The sequence below is a fragment of the Pinisolibacter sp. genome, assembly GCF_036782435.1.
Classification (GTDB): Bacteria; Pseudomonadota; Alphaproteobacteria; order Rhizobiales; family Ancalomicrobiaceae; genus CALBKH01.
Genome location: NZ_DAIPZB010000029.1, coordinates 16,551 through 37,829, shown reverse-complemented (window position 1 = coordinate 37,829; position 21,279 = coordinate 16,551). Strand labels below are relative to the sequence as shown.

Below are 21,279 nucleotides of genomic sequence, written 5' to 3'. Positions count from 1 at the left end.
GATGTAAGTATTGGTTGACTCGCCCTTACCGAACTTGCTGCTCAAGAAGTGGCAAATACAGCAACCTAAAATAATCCTCCGCTAGTCTGCGCGCAGTTTCGGGAAGAAGCTTCTTGATCGTCCCTGTAAATGCCGATCCAAAGAAAAGCGGCTTGCCTGGGGCGCCCTTCGCGCGCGCTTGGAACAGATTGAACATGACACCGACCAGGTCGCGGCCACGATCATTGTGAAGGTAAGTCTCTTCGCTTGGATCTACTGTTATGCAGTCCCACTCGAGTTCAGCGTATGTGCGAGCCATCCTCACCATCATCATCGGTCGTCCAAGGCGCTTGCAATGTTGATAATGGCTGTCATTCGCGAGTCTATCGCCACGCTTGAACGACGCATAAATGGGATGCGGCACCGCACTTGCGGAGAATGCGGCATCGAAATGCCCAAGCGCTATGTCCGGATAGCCCAGCTGGGCAAGGCGCTGAACGAAGAGCGTATCGTGACCAAGTGCCAGCTCAGCGTGCCGTCTGCCATCCATTTGGATTTTGGCAACGATGCTGGCGTGCTGGCGAGCGCCTAATCCGGCCGCGATCGCTTCGGTCAAATGGCCGGAGCGCACAGCGGGTAATGCAGCGTGCAGTGTGGCTTTTCCTGCGCGCCAATTTTCATCGGACAAAATGATCGGAAACACGGCAAACCGTCCCTGCTGGAAAGCCGCTTATCGCCGATTACAAAGCGGCCACAAGGCCAGTCGCATAGTGAGGTCTGAAACTTTGCTCCTCTTTGACCCGGCGACAGGTCTGGCCGGAGGCGCCAAAACAACCCCTTATCACAAAAGAAGAGTGATGCAAATGGTTGCCCTGCGGTCCTACGTCCGGTGCTTGAGCTTGAATGCTTCAAAGCTCGAATAGAGCGCATGACCTTTCGCCGCATTGCTCCTGCCGAGGCGTGTCTTCGCGATGCGCTGCTGGAGATAAGCGCAGAGGCCCGAGAAGCGGTCACGGCTGACTAGTTCCCATTGCGATCCGAACTCCCGTTTGATGGTCGCGTAGATGACCGCAGGCTTGAACTGACCGGTCCGGGAGGTATCGCTTCTCGCGAACTCGATATAGCGATCTATGAGATGCTTCACATATCGCCGCGCATCGCCATCGGCGCCGATCGATCCGGGTGGCGGATTGATCTTGGTCGTGCCCCGCGTGGACTTGACGACCAGAGTTCCCGCCTGAATGGCCCCCGGGCTGTTGATCGCGATATTGCCTTGGTTGTCGTTGATGACCACATCGCGCAGCTTCCCCAGCAGTCCGCCTGCGAAAATCCTGTCCGAAGGGCGCTCGGTCCCGTCGAGGTTCGCTATGGCCTGTGCTTTCATCTCCTGCAACACCTCGACGGTGTAGGCTGCAGGCTGGGCGTCGATGACGCGGTGATGCGTAGGGCAAAGCAGCAATAGATTGTCATAGCCTTGCCGCTGCGCTTCGCTCTGGTTGGGATCATGGCGCGGCCCGCGCGCATTGCGGGCCCTGATGTGACAGATCTCGCCGATGATCTCCCCGCTCTCGAGGACGAGCGGCGTTTCGCACCCCGGAAAGGCGCATCGACGTCCTGACTCGATGAAGAGCCGCTTGATCGTCGGGAGGGTCGGCTCAGCCATGGTATCCTCCGGCCCATGGCAGAGACGATGCGGTCGAGCTCGACGGTCTCGGGCGCATGGATCGGAGCGAGCTGCCGCAGCTTCCAGGTGAAATAGTTGGTTGAGCAACAGATACCCGCAACGCCGATCCTCACTGTTTCCCCTGTCCGTGCGACGGGATCATTTCGACTTCTTCCTTCAACTGCCGCAGCGCCGCGTCGGTGACGGCCATGTCGTCGCCGACGTGAATGCCGTCGTCCCCCTCTTCCGGGTAATATCCGGCCAATTCGACGGTCCGGCTGTGTCCCCCGTAGGAGACGACGAAGGGTCGCGTACCTCGGCGGAGGAGTTGGCCGGTTTCCGGAAAAACGATGGTCTTCGGCGCCGGTTCGTACGGCGGTGGCATCGGCGTCACATCACTTCGCTGGAGTGTCGATTTTTTCGGCCAACCACGTCTTGATGAGCGACTGATACGGCACGTCACGCTTGTTGGCAGCGATCTTGATCCGCTCCAGAAGCGCATTCGGCAATCTCAACGAGATCGAAGTCGAAGACGGCTTCAGGTTCGGAAGACGCACACGTGCAGCCTTGCTCCAGTCGATGTGGTCGACGGAATCGTGGCTTTCCCAATAGGCCCTTTCTTCCGCTTCGGAGCGGAACTCGGGCGCAGGCTCATGTTTCCTGGCCATAGACGACCCTCTCTCGTCGGCTCATGTCTCGCGCCGAGACCACGCGGATCTTGCTCTCGTCATCCCGGAGCGTGAACGTGACGTGCAGCAATCTGCCGTCGTCGGTCTGCCCCAGGGCATGAATGCGCTGCTCGGCAGCACTATGGGCGAGATCGGGAACCATCAGCAGAGGGTCGTTGAAGAACACCTGCTCGGCTTCGGACTGACCGACGTCGTGCTTGTCCGCGTTCTTGCGGGCGTTGCCAGCGTCCCAATCAAAGCCCGTGATCCGTTCCCAATCGATCATGCCGTATATTCCCATGATATACACGAAATTCAAGAGGGGAAGAAGGGAGGGAGAAGGGAACCCTCCTCGCAGATCGGCCGGTTCGGCGCCGCTGGCGCTCAACCGCCGCGATCGCGTTCCCGGCCCGTCGTTCGTCGCAGGGCGCTTCACGCCCCGCTCGGCCCGCCGGGCAGGGCCGCTCCGCCGCAGTTGCCCCGCTCCGTCCGCTCTGCGGGGTCGAGGGGGTCTTCGGATGAGAAGACGAGGAAGGGTTCGCGGACCGCGAGCCCGGCAACCCGATGAAGGAGCTTCCCCCCATGCAGATCGTCAAAGTCGATCCCCGCGCGCTCGTCGAGAACCCCGACCGGATGCGCCGAACCCGGTCGAGCCCGCAGGCCGACGCGTTGTTGCTCGCGACCATCAAGGCCGTCGGCATCATCCAGCCGCCGATCGTCTCGCCGCAGCGGGACGGTGGCAACGGCTGGGTCATCGACGCCGGGCATCGCCGCGTCGCCCAGGCGATCGCTGCCGGCCTCGAGGAGATCGAGGTCCTCGTCGACGAAGCGGCGAACGACGATCCGGTGTCTCGGGGCGCGATGCGCTCGATGGTCGAGAACATCGCACGCGAGGCCCTGAACCCGGTCGACCAGTGGAGGGCGATCGAACGTCTGGTCATGCTGCGCTGGACGGAAGAGGCGATCGCCGCGGCGCTGGCGCTGCCGATCCGCCAGATCCGCAAGCTGCGCCTGCTCGCTGGCGTGCTGCCGGCCATGCTCGATCAGATGGCGAAGGGTGACATGCCCGAGGAACGCCAGCTCCGTGTCATCGCGGCCGCTCCCGTCGAGGAACAGGCCGAGGTCTGGAAAAAGCACAGGCCGAAGAAGGGCGACACGACGAGCTGGTGGAGTGTCGCCCAGGCGCTCGAGAAGCGCCGGATGTTCGCGCGCGATGCGAAGTTCGAGGAGGATCTCGCGCGCGCCTACGGCATCGCCTGGAGCGAGGATCTGTTCGCGCCGGCGGGCGAGGACAGCCGCTACACCACGGACGTCGAGGCCTTTCTCGGTGCTCAGCACGAGTGGATGTCGAACCATCTGCCGAAGCGCGGTCTGATCGTCGAGGCGACCAACTGGGGCGAGCCGAAGCTGCCGGCGAAGGCGCAACGCATCTACGGCAAGCCCGGCAAGGGCGACTGCACCGCGATCTATCTCGATCAGAAGGGCGCGGTGCAGACCGCCGTCTATCGGATGCCCGAAGTGAAGAAGCCGGCGTTGAAGGGGAGGGGGGACACAGGGTCGAGTTCCGAGACCGACGAGATCGACGACGTCGGTGTCGACGCGTTGCCGAAGTCCCGTCCGGACGTCACCCGCAAGGGGATCGAGATGATCGGCGATCTCCGCACCGACGCGCTGCACGAGGCACTCGCCCACGCGCCGATCGAGGACGACACGCTGACCGCGCTGCTGGTGCTCGCCTTCGCCGGTCAGAACGTCTCGGTCGCCTCCGGCGCAGATGGTCACGCCTATGGCTTCGGGCGGATGGCACGACACGCCGTGCGGCTGATCGGGCCGGACGGCAGGCTCGACTACGATCGCGAGACGCTGCAACAGGTCGCCCGCGCGGTGCTCGTCGATGTGCTGTCGACCCGCGAGGACCGGACCCAGAGCGGCATGGTCGCGCGGGTCGCCGGCGTGGCGATCGGCGCCGACGCCCATCTCCCCAACATGGGCACCGAGGACTTTCTCTCGTGCCTGTCGCGCCAAGCGCTCGAAGCCGCCTGCGCCGAAACCTCGGTGCAGCCGAAACCGCGGGTCAAGGACACCCGGGCCGCGCTGGTCGAGCATTTCAAGGAGGGACGCTTCGTTCATTCCGCCGCGCTGTTCCGACCCGACCCGGCGAAGCTCGTCGAATATCTGAAGACGAACGACGTCCCCGATGGCGAGGGCGAGCCCGACGTCCTCGATCCGGCGCCGCTCGACGAAATGGCCGACATCCCTGAGCGGTCCCCGACCGAGACCGAAGACGACGGCTGGCGTGCCGCCGCCGAATAGGCCGGGGCCTCGGTCGTCTTTCTCTTCTTTCCGAACGATCTCTCCGCCGCCGGTCGCCCCGGCGGCGGTTTCGTTTCCACGTCCTCTCGGCTCAGGAGCGCACCATGACCGCGCAACGCATCTTCGATCTCGCCCCCATCGGTTCCATCGTCGCCTGGTCGGACGGTACTCCGCGTCCGCCCGAGCGCCACACGAGGAAGTTCGACGCCTGGCGGAGCAACAACGCGCGAGGGCGACTGATCGCCAAGCAGGCGGAGCGCAGGCTCGGCACCGTGGCGATCCCGGCCGGCTTCACGTTGCACGAGACCGATCTCGCCAGCGGTGGCGTCATCGTCATGAAGGTGCTCAGGACATTCTCGGTCGCGAGCAACCTCCGCTTCGAGGTGGTGGAGCGCCCGCCCGGCGGCTCCATCCGGATCTTCGATCGCCCCGGCGACGGCCGCGAACTCGTCCATCTCGCGGCAGACCGCCGCGAGGCCGAGGCGTGGCTCTCTCGGCACGGCTATCCGCACGCCGTACTCGAGGAAGTGTCGGATCTCATCGTGGTCGAAGGCGAGGGGAGGGCGGCATGAACGACCAGTTACCTGTCACGACGGCCGTCGCCGAGGTCGACGAAGGGCAAGTCGTCGAGTTCGGCGTCAGCATGGACGGTTTCCCGGTGGCGCGGGTCGGCGACAACGCCTTCGCCATGCTGCCCGGAAGGGGCGGCACTCACTTCCTGGCGACCGGCTGGCGCATCACGCGGCCGCTCGCAGAGTGGCGGCGTTCCGACTTCTACGGTCATTCGGGCCGGCTCGCGGGCGAGGCCGAGTTCCGCGCGAAGGTGCTGGAGAACGCCGAGCACCAGCGCGAGAAGCGTCGGCTCGGCCGGGTCCAGATGCGTTCCTCGGCGAACACGCCGTGGGGAGCGGCGCAGGGTGCCACGGCCTACGCCGAGGGGATCGTCGAATATGCGACGGCGAGCCATGGTGGCTTCCATCTCTCGCCCGAGCGCAACGCCGCGGTCCACCCGACACTGCGGTCCGAGGGTGGTTGGTACGAGGAGGACTGCGGCTGGGCGGCGGTCGCGATCACCTTTCCCGACCTCTTCACCGCCTTCGAACGGCGCTGCGCCGAGACGACGCTGAAGGACTGGTTTCCCGATGCCTGGGAGGCGATTTTCGATGCAGTTCTCGGCCCGGGAGACTCCTATGAGAAGGACCGCCGCGCCTTCGCCGCCGCACATGCGGCCGACTGGGTGGTGATCTCCGCAATCCGCGCGTCTCACCGCGCCGCCATGGTCGAGGTCGTCGCCACTCTCGGAGGCCGTCGCGATCCGCGTGCCGAGGAGCGGCGGTTCCTCGTGCCCTCAATCGAATATGAGGCCGAGCGACCGTTCGGCTTCGTCGTCGATCCAGCCCGTCACGCCATCTGTAACGGGGGATGTGACGCCGCCTGTGACGGGGTCGCGAGCTTCGTCGGCCGTTCCACCGAGGGGAGGGGACCATGACCTCCCTCGAACGGTTGCTGCTTCTCGCCCGGATGGAGGCCGCCTGTCGCGAGACCCGTCGGCATCTCGGACTGATCGAGCGTCAGATCGCCCGCCGGGCGGAAAGCCGGACGATCACCGATCGGCGAAAGGCCCGCTGCCACGGACGTGGTCGTTCGACCTGGACGCAGGTCGACGAGCGGTTGTTTCGGGAGCATGCCGATCACCTCGCCTTCGAGCGACGCGGTGAGATCGAGGCGCTGTCGCGCAAGCTCGCACGGCAGGAGCAGGCGATCACCGATCTCCGACGGATCGACCGGTGACCGGTCGCAGCATCGGCGGGATGCGTCGTGAGCGCCGGAGCGTGTGGAGGCTCTCGGTCCTGTGCTCCTTACTCGATCGCTCGAAGGTGGGTCTCGTCCTGCCGGTCGGTCCCTCGGGTTTGCGTGCGGTCTGAACCGGCGGCCGTCCGCTTCAAGGCCGCTGGCGCGCCGCGTGGCGGCCGCTCCCCGCTTCCTCGGCAAGAGCCGGCCCGCGTCCTGTGTCGGGGCGTTGCGCCCCACGCGTCCGCAGACCGGCTCCGCTCGTCGGGCGGGGAGCGGACCCTGAAGCGTTCGGCTGGCGCCGGCTCTCTTCGACCGCACCCGAGGGACGGCCGGCAGGGGCCGGTCCGATCCCGAGGGCGAACCCGAGAAAGGATCACCATCATGGCCAAGACCACCACCGTTTCCCGTGCCCCCGCCCGCATCGTGCCGCTGCGCAAGGGCACCACCCTCGAAATGGTTCGTCTCGCCTGTCCCGACGCCGCCCAGGCGGCGCGCATCTCCGAGAGCTTCGGTCTGCCCGTTCTCGACGGCGACGGCATCCGCGAGGCCCATCTCCGCCTCGTCATCGAGACGGCGGATGCACTCGGCGACGGCCTCGGCGAGCGGGCGATGCAGATCCACCTGCAGCGCATCGTCGGCGCTTTCGTCGGCTCCGCTCATGGCGCCGGACAGTTCTACAGCCGGGCGGTTTCCGAGGCGCGCGACGCGACCGCGAAGGCCTCCTGCGACGCCCGTGACGAGGACGTCGATGGACCCGTCGGTTTCGACGGGCCGGCCCAGCGCAAGCGCGAGTTCGCCGCCGACATGGGGCTTCAGGCTCATGCCCTGCGCATGGCCGCCGAGGGCGCCGTCGCCGCCTACGAGCAGGTGGTCGGCGAGACCTGGAAGCCCTTCGAGCGCCAAGTCGACCAACCCGGTCAGAGCCTCGATCGCAAGGCGGCCGCACAGCAGATGGCGGCCTTCGGCTGAGCCCTTCGGGCGGGGCCGCGGCCCCGCCCTTTCTCATGACCTGTCAGGGCCGGCTCCGGATCGGAGCCGACCTTTTCTCATGGGGGGAAGGGCAGAGGAATGGACGGAAGCCGACGCGATCCCGTCTCGGCCGCGGTCATGCCGGGGCTGGGGATCGCCGCAACGGCTGCGCCGTCCTCCTCTTCGTTCCGGTCCTTCGGATGCGGCGCCCCTTCGATCCCCGGCGGAGGGACCGCGTGACGGGGTCGCGATCGGCGCGACCGCCGCAACGGAGGGTCGGAGAATGACCAGGAAGACCGAAGGATCGCGCGTCGACATCTACACCCGCATCACGGAGAAGATCGTCGCCGAACTCGAGAAGGGCGTCCGGCCGTGGATGCGGCCCTGGAGCGCCGGGAATGCGGCCGGCCGGGTGACGCGGCCTCTGCGCCACAATGGCGAGCCCTATTCGGGCATGAACGTGCTGCTGCTCTGGTCGGAGGCGACGGCGCGTGGCTACGGCTCGCCGTTCTGGATGACCTTCAAACAGGCGATCCAGCTCGGAGCCGCCGTCCGCAAGGGCGAGACCGGTACGATGGTGGTCTTCGCCAGCCGTTTCACCAAGACCGAGAGAGATGCGGGCGGCGGCGAGGTCGAGCGCGACATCCCGTTTCTGAAGGCCTATACGGCCTTCAATGTCGCGCAGATCGACGGGCTGCCTGATCGTTACCATGCCCCTCCCGAACCCATCGTCGACCCGGTCGAGCGGATCGAACGAGCCGATCGCTTCTTCGCCGAGACCGGCGCGGTGATCCGGCACGGCGGCGATCGAGCCTTCTATTCACCGTCGACCGACCACATCCAGATGCCGCCCTTCGCTGCGTTTCGAGACGCCGCGTCTCACGCGGCGACCCTGAGCCATGAGCTGACCCATTGGACGGCGGCTCCTCATCGTGTCGCTCGCGACCTGTCCCGTTACGGCAAGGATCGAAGCGAAAGGGCGAGGGAAGAACTGATCGCCGAGCTCGGGTCGTGCTTCCTCTGCGCCGACCTCGGGATCGCGCCGGAGCTGGAACCGCGGCCCGATCACGCATCTTATCTCGACTCGTGGCTGCGCGTTCTCGCCGACGACCGGCGAGCGATCTTCTCGGCTGCCGCGCACGCACAGCGCGCCGTGACCTATCTGCATGGTCTCCAGCCGCAGGCAAGGACCGGCGACACGCGAGAGGCGGCGTGACGCTCCGAGTTCCGATCTGGTCGAAGGAGGGCGGTCAGCTCTCCTCCGGCAGAAACCAGTCCTGTCCGGTCCCCACGTCCTGACGAGCGGAGAGGAGGTGTCCGGTCGCTGGAAGCGTCGGGTGTCCGAGAACGGTGGGGCGATGGGCGAGGCCAGGATCGGCTCCTTCCCGTTCGGCAACCGGCCGACCCACCTGCGGGCTCGATGGGGCATGTCCGACCGGGGTCGGCTCCGCCTCGATCGTCCTCCCGCAACGGTCCGACGCGACTTTCTTCCCCTGCGAACAGGTTCGCATTCCTCGCGGAACAACAAAGCCGCGTTCCACCGTCCTCCACGTCGTTTCGGCCTCTTCGAGGTGCGGTCCGATCGTCCCCGGTCCTGGTGACAGCCATCGAGGCCGCGGTGGGCGCGGCTCGAACCAGACGAAAGGATCATCATCGTGGCGACCATCGGCTCCTTCACCTCGACCGGCAACGGCTTCAGCGGCTCGATCCGCACCCTCGCTCTCAACGTCAAGGCCCAGTTCCGTCGCATCGACAGCCCGTCCGACAAGGGACCGCACTTCCGCATCTTCGCCCAGGGCGGCGTCGAACTCGGTGCCGCCTGGCAGCGCGTCGCCGAGGGCTCCGGCCGGGACTACCTCTCGGTCAAGCTCGACGACCCGAGCTTCCCGGCTCCGATCTACGCCACGCTGGCGGAGGTCGACGGCGAGGAGGGCCTGCAGCTGATCTGGTCCCGGCCGAACCGGGACTGAGGCTCCCACCTCCGGCCCCGCCCACCGGCGGGGTCGGCTCTCTTCGATCGGAAGGAGTGAACCAGCGGGTGGCGGCGCTCCTCCTCGAAGCTTCCGAAACCCGAGGGTCTGCGCGGGCCGTCCCAGTCTGCCATGGCGAGCCGGACGCCTCGAGGACGGGCGGTCCCCCCGGTTTTCAGTCGCCACCCTGCGGGCGGCGCCAGAAAATCGGCTCCCCCACCCACCGGCTCTGCCGGTCACTTCCGCGATCCTCGACCCATCCGTCTCGCCATGTCCGTCGGCGTCGTCCTTCACCAACGTCGAGGAGACGACGATGACGATTTCCATCCATGAACACGTCGAAGAGCTGCGCGCCGAATTGCGCGGCTGCCAGGACCGGACCGAGCGCCAACAGATCGCCGCGGAACTGGCGGTGGCCGTCGCCGAGCGCGACCGGCGCCGAAAGACGCCGCCCCAATGAGGGCGGCGACCGCTACAACTCTCCCGGCTGCAGGGCAACCGAGCGGCCGGGATCGTCATAGTGTGACCGAGAGCGAGGCCCGTCACCGAATTTCGGCAGCGCCGATAGGCATGCCGTCTTCAGTTCGGTTTGAACGGGAGGACGTTCGCAGGCCGTAGTGGGGTGTCTCCGGCTTGCGCCCGCGCTTCGACACGCGCCATGTCGAGAAGGTAGGCGAGCATCGGCAGCCCACTGCTTTCGGCGATGCCGATCAGCTCGGTCAGTGCGACACTGATCTCTCGCGCCGCCGACTCGGACTTCTCGGCCATGATCCCGCTCTCCCCGTTCGGTCGTCTCACCATGCCACACTTCACCCGCGTTCGAACCCCGTTCCATCGCTTCCTTCTGCTGGCCGTGGTGGCGGCCGTCGCGTCGGCACCCGTGATGGCAGCCGAGCCGATCGAGATCCACCACTCTCCGGTCGAGAACCTCGAGCGCCTCGATGTCGCTCTGATCGACGAAGCCGAGACCTCTCTCGACGTCGCGGCCTACATCCTGACCGATCGTCCGGTGATCGATGCGTTGATCCTGGCGAAGGAGCGGGGTGTCACCCTGCGGATCCTGCTCGATCCCTCTCAGAAATCGGACTTCGCGCGGCTCGCACCACTCGAGGAGGAGATCCGATTGAAGAAGAAGGGGCCGATCATGCACCTCAAGGCCTACGTGGTCGATGGCGAGCGGCTCCGCACCGGTTCGGCGAACCTGACGGCGTCCGGACTGAAACAGCAGGACAACGATCGTCTGGTGATCTCGGTGCCGTCGGTGGTCGCGGCCTTTCGCGATTATTTCGAGCGGATGTGGACGAAGGCCGTCCCGATCGCTCGGGCGCGATCAGGTGACGCCGCGCCGTGAACCGATCACCGACGATGCCCTGCCTCGGGCCGAGAAAAACCGCCGGTGCGGAGGCACCGGCGGTGAAAGTGGTATCAGGGAGGAAACGCCCGAGAAGGGCCATCGCTCGAAAGCGATACGACCAAGGTAGTAAGGATGAACCCTCACGGCAAGGTGCTGCGATGCAGCATCTTCACATGTCCGCCGTGCATTCGCCGACGGCTTCGTGAGCGCGTTCAGGGAAGTGCCGCCCGGGTCGCGTCGCGATAGCCGCGTCGGCGCTTCGTGCGTTCGAGGCGGGTGAAGGCCACGGCGGTTTCGTCCGGGTGGTCGGAGGTTTCGACCAGCGCCTGACCGGCGGTCCCGATGCGGCCCCATGTGCGGACGAGCGAGGCACCACCGAAGAGGGTCGGCTGCACGGAGATCTCATAGAAGCGCCGCATGTTCCGGTCGAGGTCGATGCGGTGCAGGTGGATCGGGTCGGGCACGAGCGTCGTCATGAAGAGAGTCTCGCGCGGCTGCGGCCACGCGTCTAATGACTTCGGTGAATCGGTTCGGGCTCAACGATTCACGCCTTCGATGGATCGAGTCGGCCGAGTTCTCCTCAAGACGAGACCCAGCCGTCGCTGTGCCGTCTGTCGCATCGTCCCTCTTCCACCACTCGAACCGGTTCTCGCCGACGACTTCTCCTTTCATGTCGTCGTCTGGGATGTCGTAGCGCGATCCGAGCGTAGTGATGGATCGACAGTGGCGGAGACGATCGGCGCGTCGATCTCCGGTGCTCATGCGCATCGTCAGCCGAGATGGATCCGGTCGGTCGCTCGTTCGTCGCCGGCTTCGGCTACCTGGCTCCGCCACGCGCCGGGCGGAAGCCCGTGATGACGCCGGAACGCCGCGGCGAAGGCGTAGGGTGAGCCGTAACCGATGGCGTCGGCGATCTCGGCGAGGCTCATCGCGCCGTCGCGCAGGTGGTCTCGAGCCAACGTCATCCGCCACTCGGTCAGATACTGCATCGGCGTCTCTCCGAGCGCCTCGCCAAAGGCGCGCGCGAAGGCGGCGCGCGAGAGCCCGCCGATCTTCGCGAGTTCCGGCACCGACCACGGATGCGCTGCATCCTCGTGGATCGCCTGCAGCGCCGCCTTCAGCCGCCGATCGGCCGACGCCCGATACCATCGCGGCGCTGAGGTACTGTCGCGAAAGCTGGAGCGGACCGCGAGCACCAGCAGGACGTCGAGAAGTCGGTCCAGTACTGTGTTCTGACCTGGCTCGGGGACTGCCAACTCACGCGACAGGAGACCTATCACCTCGCGCATCGGGTCGCCGATCTCCGGCGTGAGCGAGATCACCGGCGGCAGGGTCGCGAGCAGCCCCTGGCCGATGTCGCCGGAAAACCGGTAGGCGCCGCACAGGAACACCGTCGCCTGGGCATCGTCCGAGACGGCATCGTTTGCGTGCGCCGCCCGGAACGCCTCGGGCTCGAGGCAGAGGGCGCCGGGTTCGTGCCCGATGAAGTGATCGCGGCCGCCCCGCACCAATGCGAAACGGCCCGGTGACAGCGGGATCGGCGCCTCCGTCGGATCGTCGAACCACAGCCAGCACTGCCCGCGCGCGACGGCATGGACGGCGAGTTGGATCTCACCGCCGAGCCGCAGCCCCCACGGCGGCCGCGCGACGGTGCGAGCGAAGACGGCGCCGGAGGCGCGGGCGCGGGTGAGGTGGTCGGCGAGCAGGTCCATGATTGGAGAGACTGCGCTGAGCGATCGATGCCGTCAACTGTACGAGCGTTTTGCATAGCGATTTGAGCGCATCGAACATTGAGACGCGCGTCCTTCGTCCGCATCATCTGTCCACGATCCGATGACGGAGGACGACCGATGATCACTTCTCACAAGACGACCCTGGTGCTCGGCGGAACCGGGCGAACCGGAAAATTGGTGGCCCGCGGCCTTTCCGAGCGCGGCTTTGCGGTGCGCACGGCCGCCCGGCATGGCGCCGACGTGACCTTCGACTGGGACGACCCGGCGACCCATCGCCCCGTGCTCGCCGGCGTCGACCGGCTCTATCTGGTGACTCCGGTAGCGCGGACCCGCTTCGCCGGCGCCGTCGCCGACTTCCTCGACCTCGCAATCGGCGCCGGGGTGCGCCACGTGACCTTCCTCAGCACGTACGGCAGCGACCGGGCGCCGCCCGAGGTCGACATCCTCGCGGTCGAGCGCGATCTCGCGCGCCGGGGCGCGATCAGCCATTCCATTCTGCGCCCGGCGTGGGTGATGCAGAACTTTGCCGACGAGCATCTCCCGATCGTCGATGGTGCGATCATCGTGCCGACCGCTGGTGGGGCCGAGGCCTTCGTCGACGCCGGCGACATCGCCGCCGTGGCGGTCGAGACGCTCGCCCGGCCGGAGGTCCACGCGGGCGCGATCCATGCGCCGACCGGTCCGCGCGCGCTCACGGTCGCCGAAGTGGCGGCTATTCTCTCGGAAGAGGCCGGCCGGCCGATCCGGCACGTCGACGTCGATCGCGACGCCTGGGTCGACGGCGCGGTGGCGGCCGGGTTCGTGCCCGCCGACTATGCGGTCATGCTGCGGTGGCTGACCGGCACGATCATCGCCGGCGACGGCTCTCGCCCGAACGGCGACGTCGAAAAGGTCACCGGCCGGCCGGCGACGGATTTTCGTGAGTTTGTTCGGCGCAACCTCGCCGCGTGGACGGTAAAGGCGGTCGAATGAGGCGAGGCCGAAGATCGAGAACGCATCACGGCCGAAGGCCTAAGGTCACCGGAGACATCACAATGTCGAGCGAGCGCTATGCCGCCTACGAAGGTGCGGAGCCCTATTTTGCCCTGATCCGTGGCTCCTTGGGCGACCTGGTCGAGGGTGAGCACTTCTTCGACGTCGTCGCCGAAGACATCTCCTACGAGGTCCGCTACGAACTCGGCTGGCCGCGCGTGATCCGGGGGCTGGCCGCGCTCATGGCGGCCTTCGCCGGCTATGTCGAAGCCATCCGGATCCGCTCGGCGGACGGACCGATCGTCACCAGAGCCGACGGCGGCCGGGTCGTGGTCATCGAATACGACGTCCACGGCACGATCCTGGCGAGCGGGGCGCCCTACGACAATCGGTTCTGCTCGATCATTGAGATCGAAGGTGGCAAAATCGCCCGCTGGCGCGACTATATGGACTCGCACGCCGCCTGGGTGGCGCTCGGCGGGTGATCGCTCGATGACGAGCGTATGGCGTTTCACAAATGGGGCGGTCGACGGACGCGGTCGGATCTGGTGCCGATCGCCTGTCCGGGTGCCGATTTCGGCTTCGGTCTGATAGAAGGTGGGTTATCCGCGAGGATTAAGAGATTAATGACATATTCCGGCGAAAAATGATAGTAATGAAGCTAGAAAACTATGTGCATATTAGAATGCAAAGCGATATTATTCCATAATATAGACTATGCGAATAAACTTTGTAGGCGCAAAGTTAGAATGTCCCAGTCTTGTGATCCACCCCCATCGAACTGGTCCATCCCGATGTATGTCTACGGACAGCGAGGAAGGACCATCCGATGCCGAGAAAGCGTCATCAACCGGAAGAGATCATCGCGAAGCTGCGTCAGGTCGACGTTCTGATCGGCCAAGGGAGCCCCGTCGTGGACGCGGTTCGGGCGATCGGCGTCACCACGCTCACCTACTATCGCTGGCGGCGTGAGTTCGGCGGCCTGAAGTCTGATCAGGTCCGCAAACTCAAGGACCTGGAGGCGGAGAACGTGCGGCTGCGGAAAGCCGTCGCCGATCTGACCCTCGACAAGCTCATCTTGGCCGAGGCTGCAAAGGGAAACTTCTGAGCCCCGCGCGTCGCCGTGCCTGCATCGATCATGTTCGATCGACGATGAAGGTGTCCGAGAGGCGGGTCTGCCGCGTGCTCGGACAGCACCGTTCGACCCAGCGCCAAGTCCCACGCGGACGAGACGACGAAGATAGGCTGACCGCCGACGTCGTCGAACTCGCTCGCCGATACGGGCGCTATGGCTACCGGAAGATCGCCGAACTTCTCCGTTCGACGGCCGGATGGGTGGTCAACGACAAGCGGGTCGAACGGATCTGGCGCCGCGAGGGGCTGAAGGTCCCGTCGAAGCAACCGAAGCGGGGCCGGCTCTGGCTCGCCGACGGATCGTGCATCCGCCTGCGAGCAGAGCGGCCGAACCACGTCTGGTCCTACGACTTCGTCGAAGACCGAACCCACGAGGGGCGAAAGTACCGCATGCTGAACGTCGTGGACGAGTTCACCCACGAGTGCCTGGCGATCCGCATCGCCCGACGGCTGAAGGCGGTCGATGTCGTCGATGTGCTGTCGGACCTGTTCATCCTTCGCGGCGTCCCGGAGCACGTTCGCTCGGACAACGGGCCGGAGTTCATCGCCAAGATCGTCAGAGACTGGATCACCGCGGTCGGAGCCAAGACGGCCTACATCACCCCCGGCAGCCCCTGGGAGAACGGCTTCGTCGAGAGTTTCAACGCACGGCTCCGGGACGAACTGCTCGACGGGGAGATCTTCTACTCCCTGGCCGAGGCGAAGATCGTCGTCGAGAGCTGGCGACGCCACTACAACACCGAACGACCCCACGGCTCGCTCGGCTACAAACCGCCTGCGCCCGAGGTCTTCATTCCAACGGCGCCAGGGAGGACGCCTACGCAACCCCGACCAGCTTCGACGCCCGCCCTGGCGCCGAGGCCGACCCTGAACTAACAATCAAACTGGACCACTCGGTGGGGGCTGATCAATTGGTTAACAATTTGTTAAATCGACGTCATCGGTGCTCATTTCCCAGAAAATGAAGAACCATTCCGTCGACGAGACCTTCTTCGATGCCTGGACGAAGATCGAGGCTGTGATGCCAATATCTGGGTCGGTCGTGCCGAACCGGCGCTGAACATCACCTCGCCGGTTTCGCCTCCCCAGGGGGCTCCCATCCGAGACGTGCCAGTTCCTCGCGGAGGTAATCGTTTTCGGCCTGGACGCGACGGATCTCGTCGGCCGCCCTCGTCCTCAGTGCGGCGGAGGCTTCCCGATCGGCATTGATCTGGTCGGCGGTTTCGGCGGCGCAGCGCGCGCGGTAGGCGTCCATCTCACGGTGCATCTCCGCCTCGCGCCGCACCCATTCCGCCTGCCGTTCGGCCTCGGCCTTCCGCTCGGCCTCCTGGGCCCGCCGGCGTGCCATCACTTCGGCCCGGGTCAGCCGCAGCCGCCGAGGTCCGATACGGTCGAGACCACAGGGGGCGCCGACCGCGGCGTAGTAGGCGTCCTGCAGGTCGACCGCGGCGCCACGAAAGGCCTGGCGATACTCTGCGCGACTACCGCCGGCCCGGCGCTTCTCCGCCTGCACCCGATGCGGCTCCGAGATCGTCTCGACCGTGAGGACCCCAGTCGGATCGAGGGGCGGAACGGCGAAGAGGTGGAGATGCGGGTAGGGCTCGTCGACATGTTCGACGACACCGAGGAGGGCGTCGCCCCAGAGCTGACGGAAAAAGCCGATGGTCAGTGACCGCCACGCCTCATACCGTGCGCGGCTTTCGGGTGAGCCGAAGGTCACATCGGTCGGCTCCGGCCACGATGCGACGGCGGTCATCAGGACCAGGCTCGCGACCGAGACCGCGCGTCCGAGACGGTCGTGTCCTGCGGCGACGCGATCCCGCAGCACCGCCTCGATCTCGGTCGGTGACCGACCGAAGCGGATGATCGGCGGCTGGGGCGCGTCGAGGTGGCGACAGGCGCTCGGCACGCGCGCCGCCTCGGCGAGGATGCCAGAAGCACTGAATTTTCCTCGCTTCCGTGATAGTGAATAGCCATCGATGTGGAGAAATTGCGTCGTCATGATCAGCTCCTTCTCCGTGATCGTGGAGCTGATTCAAGCAAGGAACAAACACGCCTAGTCGGTTTATATTAGGCAGTTTATATTAGGCAGACGAAATCGAGAGCTGCCGCTTTGGATACCACAGCTCATCAGCTGTGGGGTGCCGCGATCGAAACGGGTCGGAGACCCGAATAGATGAATGCGGGATGGCCGAACTTCAGAGGCGATGGGCGCCGAATTCTCCGAGATGGGCACCGAAGTTCGATTTTTTATAGACAACTAATTGATATGAAATGGGAATTCGCAAAGAAAAGTTATTTTGACGTCATTCCGACGTCGGTTCGACGTCAGTCTGACCTGTTGTTGGGATCCATCGGGCGGGCGGCTCGACGCCGCCCGCTGGGCGTGGCGAGAAGACCGTTGCCCACATCAGAGTGCGCTCGTGACCAGTAAGGCGATCCAATGTTGACAACGATGAAAGTCATCCTGGCAACATTACGCCTTCGCGACGCTTCAATGCGACGTAGTCGATTGCTGTGACCCTGGGTCTAAATCGAATCTGATCACCCGATCTTCGCCGAGGCGAAGCTGCCGGGGCTCGCCGGGAAGACGACGGTCGTGTCGCCGTTGAGGATCACCCGCCGGTGGATGTGCGCATGGATGGCGCGGGCGAGAACCACGCTCTCGACGTCGCGTCCGAGCGCGACATAGTCGTCGACGCTCTGGGCATGGGTGACCCGCGCCGTGTCCTGCTCGATAATCGGCCCCTCGTCGAGATCGGCGGTGACGTAGTGCGACGTCGCGCCGATGAGTTTGACGCCCCGCTCGAACGCCTGCTTGTAGGGGTTGGCGCCCTTGAAGCTCGGCAGGAAGGAGTGGTGGATGTTGATGATCCGCCCCGACATCTTCCGGCACATCTCGTCGGACAGCACCTGCATGTAGCGGGCGAGGACGATCAGCTCGGCGCCGGTCTCGGCGATGATGCGCATCTGCTGCGCCTCCGCCTCGGCTTTGTTCTCCTTCGTCACCTTGATGTAGTGGAACGGGATGTCGTGGTTGACCACGAGCTTCTGGTAGTCGAGGTGGTTGGAGATGACCGCGACGATGTCGATCGGCAGCGCCCCGATCCGCCAGCGATAGAGCAGATCGTTGAGGCAGTGGCCGAAGCGCGACACCATGATGATGACCTTCATCCGCGTCGCTTCGTCGTGGAAGTCGCTGTCCATCTCGAAGCGCTCGGCGATGTCGGCGAAGCGTTGTTCGATCTCGCTCAGCGATCGACCCTCCTCGCTGACGAAGCTCATGCGCATGAAGAACCGGCCGGTCTCCTGCGCATCGAACTGGGCGCAATCGGTGATGTTGCAGCCCATCCGCGCCAGATACGAGGCGACCGCCGCGACGATGTCGCGCTTCGACGGACAGGTGACGGTCAGGACATGGCGGCTCATCGTTTCCTCCGACCCCTCGAGGGGTTCTCGTCTGTCGATCGTCGTCGTCGGCCGACGTCGTCGCGTCGCCCTCCGGCGCGATCGGCCTCGCTCATCGCCCGCGTGTGATGGTGACCGAGACGCTGTCGAGCAGCACCGCCACCGCCGCGTTCGGCCTGTCGACCGTGACGGTGACCTCGGCGACACGGGCGAAGCCGTCGAGCACCGCCGTCGCGATCGCCTCCGCCAGCGCCTCGACGATGCCGAAGCGCCGACCGAGGGCGATCTCCTGGACCAACTCGGCGATCTCGGCGTAGGACACCGACGCGCCGAGGTCGTCCGAACGGCCCGCCTCGGTGAGGTCGAGCCCCATCGACACGGAGATGTAGAAGCGCTCCCCGAGCCGATGCTCGTCGTCGCACTGCCCCTGATGGGCGAACACGCCGATGCGCGCGAGGGCGATCCGGTCGCGGACCGCGGGCGTTGGGAGGCTCGACAACCGTCTCTCCGTCGAGGTTCGAAGCCCGCCCCCGTCGCACGACGGCACGCGCCTTCATCGGGCCCGGTCGGCACCGTCATCGGGCGCGAAGCGCTCGGTCGCGCGTCGCCCCGGCGCTCGGTCGCTCAGGCGTAGATCGGGAAGTCGCGCAGCAGCGCCGCGACCCGTGCCTTCACCGCCTGCTCGGTCGCCGCGTTGCCCTCCTCGCCGTGCGCCGACAGCCCGTTCAACGTCTCGACGATCATCTCGCCGACGGCGCGGAACTCCGCCGTGCCGAAGCCGCGCGACGTCGCCGCCGGTGAGCCGAGCCGAATGCCCGAGGTGATCGTCGGCTTCTCCGGATCGAACGGGATGCCGTTCTTGTTGCAGGTGATGTGAGCCCGCCCGAGCGACGCCTCGGCCGCCTTGCCGGTCAGCTTCTTCGGGCGCAGGTCGACCAGCATCAGATGATTGTCGGTGCCGCCCGAAGCGATGGCGAAACCGGCGTCGACGAGCGTCCCGGCGAGCTGGCGTGCGTTCTCCACCACCGCGTGGGCATAGGCGCGGAACGACGGCTGCAACGCCTCGTGGAACGCCACCGCCTTGGCGGCGATCACGTGCATCAACGGCCCGCCCTGCAGGCCGGGGAAGATCGCCGAATTGATCTTCTTGGCGATGTCCTCGTCGTCGGTGAGCACCATGCCGCCGCGCGGACCGCGCAGGGTCTTGTGGGTGGTCGTAGTGACGACATGGGCGTGCGGGAAGGGCGAGGGATGGGCGCCACCGGCGACGAGCCCGGCGAAATGCGCAATGTCGACCATGAAATAGGCGCCGACCGCGTCGCAGATCTCACGGAAGCGGGCGAAATCCCAATGGCGCGAATAGCCCGAGCCGCCGGCGATGATCAGCCGCGGCCGATGCTCCTCGGCGAGGCGGGCGACCGCCTCCATGTCGATGCGGTGATCGTCCGGCCGCACCCCGTAACTCACCACGTTGAACCACTTGCCGCTCATGTTCGGCTTGGCGCCGTGGGTGAGATGCCCGCCGGCGGCGAGGTCGAGGCCCATGAAGGTGTCGCCCGGCTTCAACAGGCCGAGGAAGACGGCCTGGTTGGCCTGCGAGCCCGAATTCGCCTGGACGTTGGCGAAGCGGCAGCCGAACAGCCGGCAGGCGCGATCGATCGCCAGTTGCTCGGCGAGGTCGACGTACTGGCACCCGCCGTAGTAGCGCCGGCCCGGATAGCCCTCGGCGTATTTGTTGGTCAGCACCGAGCCCTGCGCCTCCAGGACGGCCTGCGACACGAGGTTCTCCGAAGCGATCAGCTCGATCTCGTCGCGCTGGCGACCGGTCTCGAGTTCGAGGACCCGCGTCAGCTCCGGATCGACATCCGCGAGCGCAGTCGTGAAGAATCCGGTGTTCCTGTTGGCGACCGACATCGGGTCTTTCCCCCTCAGCATTCCACGAAGGCGACGGCGAGGCCGCCCTGTGAGGTTTCTTTGTATTTGTGATGCATGTCCGCGCCGGTCTGGCGCATGGCGACGATGACCTGATCGAGGCTGACCCGGTGCGTCCCGTCACCCTTGAGCGCCATCGACGCGGCATTGACCGCCTTGACCGCGCCGAAGGCGTTGCGCTCGATGCAGGGGATCTGCACCAGCCCGCCGATCGGGTCGCAGGTCAGGCCGAGATGGTGTTCCATGGCGATCTCGGCGGCGTTCTCGACCTGAGCGTCGCTGCCGCCGAGCGCGGCGCACAGCCCCGCCGCCGCCATCGACGAGGCGACGCCGACCTCGCCCTGACAGCCGACCTCGGCGCCCGAGATCGAGGCGTTCATCTTGAACAGGGCGCCGATCGCCGTCGCCGTCAGCAGGAAGCGCTCGATGCCCACCTCGTCCGCCCCCGGCCAGCAGTCGCGGTAGTAGCGCAGCACCGCCGGCAGCACCCCCGCCGCACCGTTGGTCGGCGCCGTGACGATGCGGCCGCCGGAGGCGTTCTCCTCGTTCACCGCCAGCGCGAAGACCGAGATCACGTCCATGATCTGATGCGCCGCGAAGTCGTTCTCCGACTGCTGCTTGGTCAGCTTGCGGAAGATCGACGCGGCCCGCCGCCGGACGTGGAGCCCGCCGGGAAGCTCGCCCTCGGCCGCCAGACCGCGATCGACGCAGGCGAGCATCACCTCGGCGATCGACCGGACATACGCCGCCACCTCCCCCGCCGGCCGCAGAGCCTCCTCGTCGGCGCGCACGACGTCGGCGATCGAACCGCCCGAGGCACTCGCCATCGCCAGCAGATCGGCGGCGCTGCAATAGGGATAGGGCACCGGCCCCGCCTGGGTTTCGACCGGCGGTTCGTTGTGACCCTCGAGCACGACGAAGCCGCCGCCGACCGAACACCAGCGCTGGATCATCAGCGACGCGCCCGCCGCGTCGAACGCCTCGAAGGCGAGCGTGTTGGGATGGAAGGCGGGGACCGTCTCGATGTCCGAGACGATGTCGGTCTCCGCCACGAAGCCGATCGACCGCCGGCCGCCGAGCGCCAGCGTCGACGACTCCTCGACCGCCCGGACGATGCCGCCGGCCGCGTCCGGGTCGATGGTCGCCGGCCGCTCACCGCAGAGCCCCAGGATCACCGCATCGCGCGTCCCGTGTCCCTTGCCGGTCCAGGCGAGCGACCCGTAGAGCGTCGTCACCACACGGGCGACGCGCTCCGTGAGCCCCCCCGCCTCGAGCGCCTCCACGAAGGCACCGGCGGCCTTCATCGGCCCGACCGTGTGGGAGGAGGAGGGTCCGATACCGATCTTGAAGAGGTCGAAGATACTGATCATGCCCGCTCCTCGTGGCGACG

Annotated in this window: 25 protein-coding genes; 12 read left to right on the top strand and 13 right to left on the bottom strand. The window is 66.1% G+C overall.

Translation table 11 applies throughout. The annotated features are described in order from the left end of the window. Nucleotides 1-25: 25 nt before the first annotated feature. The 5 genes from V7Q42_RS13685 to V7Q42_RS13665 all read right to left on the bottom strand — a co-directional run bounded on the left by V7Q42_RS13685 (nt 26) and on the right by V7Q42_RS13665 (nt 2,596). Complete coding sequence (locus V7Q42_RS13685; RefSeq protein ID WP_333824649.1) at nt 26-682, bottom strand: hypothetical protein; 657 nt, start codon at nt 680-682, stop codon at nt 26-28. A gap of 177 nt (nt 683-859) precedes the next feature. Then, the gene (locus V7Q42_RS13680) at nt 860-1,642 is read right to left on the bottom strand and encodes an HNH endonuclease signature motif containing protein (RefSeq protein ID WP_333824648.1); all 783 of its coding nucleotides are present in this window, start codon (nt 1,640-1,642) and stop codon (nt 860-862) included. Between the two features lie 130 nt (nt 1,643-1,772). Further along, on the bottom strand, nt 1,773-1,907 hold the full coding sequence (locus V7Q42_RS13675) for an XRE family transcriptional regulator (protein ID WP_333824647.1): 135 nt from the start codon (nt 1,905-1,907) through the stop codon (nt 1,773-1,775). A 130-nt stretch (nt 1,908-2,037) separates the two neighbouring features. Continuing rightward, a complete protein-coding gene (locus V7Q42_RS13670) occupies nt 2,038-2,310 on the bottom strand; it encodes a BrnA antitoxin family protein (protein ID WP_333824646.1) in 273 nt (90 codons plus the stop codon). After that, on the bottom strand, nt 2,294-2,596 hold the full coding sequence (locus V7Q42_RS13665) for a BrnT family toxin (protein WP_333824645.1): 303 nt from the start codon (nt 2,594-2,596) through the stop codon (nt 2,294-2,296). The genes V7Q42_RS13670 and V7Q42_RS13665 overlap by 17 nt, the downstream gene beginning before the upstream one ends. Before the next feature lie 296 nt (nt 2,597-2,892). On the opposite strand from V7Q42_RS13665, the gene V7Q42_RS13660 reads away from it, so the two are divergent. The 8 genes from V7Q42_RS13660 (at nt 2,893) to V7Q42_RS13625 (ending at nt 9,816) form a co-directional block, all read left to right on the top strand. Beyond that, a complete protein-coding gene (locus tag V7Q42_RS13660) occupies nt 2,893-4,623 on the top strand; it encodes a ParB N-terminal domain-containing protein (protein WP_333824644.1) in 1,731 nt (576 codons plus the stop codon). A gap of 104 nt (nt 4,624-4,727) precedes the next feature. Beyond that, nucleotides 4,728-5,195 (top strand): hypothetical protein, encoded by a 468-nt coding sequence (locus V7Q42_RS13655; RefSeq protein ID WP_333824643.1) that lies wholly within the window; start codon nt 4,728-4,730, stop codon nt 5,193-5,195. Continuing rightward, entirely contained in the window at nt 5,192-6,112 is a 921-nt protein-coding gene (locus tag V7Q42_RS13650) for a DUF7007 domain-containing protein (RefSeq protein ID WP_333824642.1), read from the top strand. The genes V7Q42_RS13655 and V7Q42_RS13650 overlap by 4 nt, the downstream gene beginning before the upstream one ends. Next, nucleotides 6,109-6,414 carry a hypothetical protein gene (locus V7Q42_RS13645; RefSeq protein WP_333824641.1) on the top strand — a complete coding sequence of 102 codons (306 nt, stop codon included), beginning with the start codon at nt 6,109-6,111 and terminating at the stop codon, nt 6,412-6,414. Before V7Q42_RS13650 ends, V7Q42_RS13645 begins: the two co-directional genes overlap by 4 nt. Before the next feature lie 384 nt (nt 6,415-6,798). Then, nucleotides 6,799-7,386, top strand: a complete 588-nt coding sequence (locus V7Q42_RS13640; RefSeq protein ID WP_333824640.1) for a hypothetical protein — start codon at nt 6,799-6,801, stop codon at nt 7,384-7,386. A 283-nt stretch (nt 7,387-7,669) separates the two neighbouring features. Beyond that, nucleotides 7,670-8,602, top strand: coding sequence for an ArdC family protein (locus V7Q42_RS13635; RefSeq protein ID WP_333824639.1), 933 nt, complete (start codon nt 7,670-7,672; stop codon nt 8,600-8,602). A gap of 439 nt (nt 8,603-9,041) precedes the next feature. Beyond that, complete coding sequence (locus V7Q42_RS13630; RefSeq protein WP_217925617.1) at nt 9,042-9,356, top strand: DUF736 domain-containing protein; 315 nt, start codon at nt 9,042-9,044, stop codon at nt 9,354-9,356. Between the two features lie 313 nt (nt 9,357-9,669). Then, complete coding sequence (locus tag V7Q42_RS13625) at nt 9,670-9,816, top strand: hypothetical protein (protein WP_333824671.1); 147 nt, start codon at nt 9,670-9,672, stop codon at nt 9,814-9,816. A 119-nt stretch (nt 9,817-9,935) separates the two neighbouring features. On the opposite strand, the gene V7Q42_RS13620 is transcribed toward V7Q42_RS13625, so the two are convergent. Next, nucleotides 9,936-10,124: a hypothetical protein gene (locus V7Q42_RS13620; protein ID WP_333824638.1), complete on the bottom strand. Its 189-nt coding sequence runs from the start codon at nt 10,122-10,124 to the stop codon at nt 9,936-9,938. Here V7Q42_RS13620 and V7Q42_RS13615 point away from each other — a divergent pair. Beyond that, nucleotides 10,123-10,707, top strand: a complete 585-nt coding sequence (locus tag V7Q42_RS13615; RefSeq protein WP_333824637.1) for a phospholipase D-like domain-containing protein — start codon at nt 10,123-10,125, stop codon at nt 10,705-10,707. The genes V7Q42_RS13620 and V7Q42_RS13615 overlap by 2 nt on opposite strands. 215 nt (nt 10,708-10,922) lie before the next feature. Here the strand turns inward: V7Q42_RS13615 and V7Q42_RS13610 are convergent, their stop codons facing one another. Next, nucleotides 10,923-11,186, bottom strand: coding sequence for a WGR domain-containing protein (locus V7Q42_RS13610; protein ID WP_333824636.1), 264 nt, complete (start codon nt 11,184-11,186; stop codon nt 10,923-10,925). Between the two features lie 294 nt (nt 11,187-11,480). Then, nucleotides 11,481-12,422: an AraC family transcriptional regulator gene (locus tag V7Q42_RS13605; RefSeq protein ID WP_333824635.1), complete on the bottom strand. Its 942-nt coding sequence runs from the start codon at nt 12,420-12,422 to the stop codon at nt 11,481-11,483. A gap of 138 nt (nt 12,423-12,560) precedes the next feature. Between V7Q42_RS13605 and V7Q42_RS13600 the strand changes: the two genes are divergently transcribed. The 3 genes from V7Q42_RS13600 (at nt 12,561) to V7Q42_RS13590 (ending at nt 15,425) form a co-directional block, all read left to right on the top strand. Then, nucleotides 12,561-13,415, top strand: coding sequence for an NmrA family NAD(P)-binding protein (locus V7Q42_RS13600; protein WP_442958202.1), 855 nt, complete (start codon nt 12,561-12,563; stop codon nt 13,413-13,415). 62 nt (nt 13,416-13,477) lie between these two features. Beyond that, nucleotides 13,478-13,900 (top strand): nuclear transport factor 2 family protein, encoded by a 423-nt coding sequence (locus V7Q42_RS13595; protein ID WP_333824633.1) that lies wholly within the window; start codon nt 13,478-13,480, stop codon nt 13,898-13,900. 344 nt (nt 13,901-14,244) lie between these two features. Continuing rightward, nucleotides 14,245-15,425 (top strand): IS3 family transposase gene (locus V7Q42_RS13590; protein WP_333824632.1). Its coding sequence is split into 2 segments (ribosomal slippage): nt 14,245-14,509 and nt 14,509-15,425, totalling 1,182 coding nucleotides; the frame shifts between segments, so codons are not numbered across the junction. A 187-nt stretch (nt 15,426-15,612) separates the two neighbouring features. Here V7Q42_RS13590 and V7Q42_RS13585 read toward each other — a convergent pair. The 5 genes from V7Q42_RS13585 to V7Q42_RS13565 form a co-directional block, all read right to left on the bottom strand. Continuing rightward, complete coding sequence (locus V7Q42_RS13585; RefSeq protein ID WP_333824631.1) at nt 15,613-16,551, bottom strand: hypothetical protein; 939 nt, start codon at nt 16,549-16,551, stop codon at nt 15,613-15,615. Between the two features lie 542 nt (nt 16,552-17,093). Next, on the bottom strand, nt 17,094-17,978 hold the full coding sequence (purU, locus tag V7Q42_RS13580; RefSeq protein ID WP_333824630.1) for a formyltetrahydrofolate deformylase: 885 nt from the start codon (nt 17,976-17,978) through the stop codon (nt 17,094-17,096). 91 nt (nt 17,979-18,069) lie between these two features. Then, on the bottom strand, nt 18,070-18,456 hold the full coding sequence (gene folB / locus V7Q42_RS13575; protein ID WP_333824629.1) for a dihydroneopterin aldolase: 387 nt from the start codon (nt 18,454-18,456) through the stop codon (nt 18,070-18,072). A 125-nt stretch (nt 18,457-18,581) separates the two neighbouring features. After that, on the bottom strand, nt 18,582-19,871 hold the full coding sequence (gene glyA / locus V7Q42_RS13570) for a serine hydroxymethyltransferase (RefSeq protein ID WP_333824628.1): 1,290 nt from the start codon (nt 19,869-19,871) through the stop codon (nt 18,582-18,584). A gap of 14 nt (nt 19,872-19,885) precedes the next feature. Beyond that, nucleotides 19,886-21,259, bottom strand: a complete 1,374-nt coding sequence (locus V7Q42_RS13565; protein WP_333824627.1) for an L-serine ammonia-lyase — start codon at nt 21,257-21,259, stop codon at nt 19,886-19,888. Between the last annotated feature and the right edge of the window lie 20 nt (nt 21,260-21,279).

What these genes read in the sequence shown, in the direction of transcription:
- V7Q42_RS13605 (WP_333824635.1), bottom strand. Translation starts at nt 12,422, where the DNA reads ATGGACCTGCTCGCCGACCACCTCACCCGCGCCCGCGCCTCCGGCGCC.
- purU (WP_333824630.1), bottom strand. Translation starts at nt 17,978, where the DNA reads ATGAGCCGCCATGTCCTGACCGTCACCTGTCCGTCGAAGCGCGACATC.
- V7Q42_RS13650 (WP_333824642.1), top strand. Translation starts at nt 5,192, where the DNA reads ATGAACGACCAGTTACCTGTCACGACGGCCGTCGCCGAGGTCGACGAA.
- V7Q42_RS13660 (WP_333824644.1), top strand. Translation starts at nt 2,893, where the DNA reads ATGCAGATCGTCAAAGTCGATCCCCGCGCGCTCGTCGAGAACCCCGAC.
- V7Q42_RS13600 (WP_442958202.1), top strand. Translation starts at nt 12,561, where the DNA reads ATGATCACTTCTCACAAGACGACCCTGGTGCTCGGCGGAACCGGGCGA.
- glyA (WP_333824628.1), bottom strand. Translation starts at nt 19,871, where the DNA reads ATGTCGGTCGCCAACAGGAACACCGGATTCTTCACGACTGCGCTCGCG.
- V7Q42_RS13565 (WP_333824627.1), bottom strand. Translation starts at nt 21,259, where the DNA reads ATGATCAGTATCTTCGACCTCTTCAAGATCGGTATCGGACCCTCCTCC.
- V7Q42_RS13625 (WP_333824671.1), top strand. Translation starts at nt 9,670, where the DNA reads ATGACGATTTCCATCCATGAACACGTCGAAGAGCTGCGCGCCGAATTG.
- V7Q42_RS13645 (WP_333824641.1), top strand. Translation starts at nt 6,109, where the DNA reads ATGACCTCCCTCGAACGGTTGCTGCTTCTCGCCCGGATGGAGGCCGCC.
- V7Q42_RS13655 (WP_333824643.1), top strand. Translation starts at nt 4,728, where the DNA reads ATGACCGCGCAACGCATCTTCGATCTCGCCCCCATCGGTTCCATCGTC.
- V7Q42_RS13640 (WP_333824640.1), top strand. Translation starts at nt 6,799, where the DNA reads ATGGCCAAGACCACCACCGTTTCCCGTGCCCCCGCCCGCATCGTGCCG.
- V7Q42_RS13635 (WP_333824639.1), top strand. Translation starts at nt 7,670, where the DNA reads ATGACCAGGAAGACCGAAGGATCGCGCGTCGACATCTACACCCGCATC.
- V7Q42_RS13680 (WP_333824648.1), bottom strand. Translation starts at nt 1,642, where the DNA reads ATGGCTGAGCCGACCCTCCCGACGATCAAGCGGCTCTTCATCGAGTCA.
- V7Q42_RS13585 (WP_333824631.1), bottom strand. Translation starts at nt 16,551, where the DNA reads ATGACGACGCAATTTCTCCACATCGATGGCTATTCACTATCACGGAAG.
- V7Q42_RS13610 (WP_333824636.1), bottom strand. Translation starts at nt 11,186, where the DNA reads ATGACGACGCTCGTGCCCGACCCGATCCACCTGCACCGCATCGACCTC.
- V7Q42_RS13595 (WP_333824633.1), top strand. Translation starts at nt 13,478, where the DNA reads ATGTCGAGCGAGCGCTATGCCGCCTACGAAGGTGCGGAGCCCTATTTT.
- V7Q42_RS13615 (WP_333824637.1), top strand. Translation starts at nt 10,123, where the DNA reads ATGATCCCGCTCTCCCCGTTCGGTCGTCTCACCATGCCACACTTCACC.
- V7Q42_RS13620 (WP_333824638.1), bottom strand. Translation starts at nt 10,124, where the DNA reads ATGGCCGAGAAGTCCGAGTCGGCGGCGCGAGAGATCAGTGTCGCACTG.
- V7Q42_RS13665 (WP_333824645.1), bottom strand. Translation starts at nt 2,596, where the DNA reads ATGATCGATTGGGAACGGATCACGGGCTTTGATTGGGACGCTGGCAAC.
- V7Q42_RS13670 (WP_333824646.1), bottom strand. Translation starts at nt 2,310, where the DNA reads ATGGCCAGGAAACATGAGCCTGCGCCCGAGTTCCGCTCCGAAGCGGAA.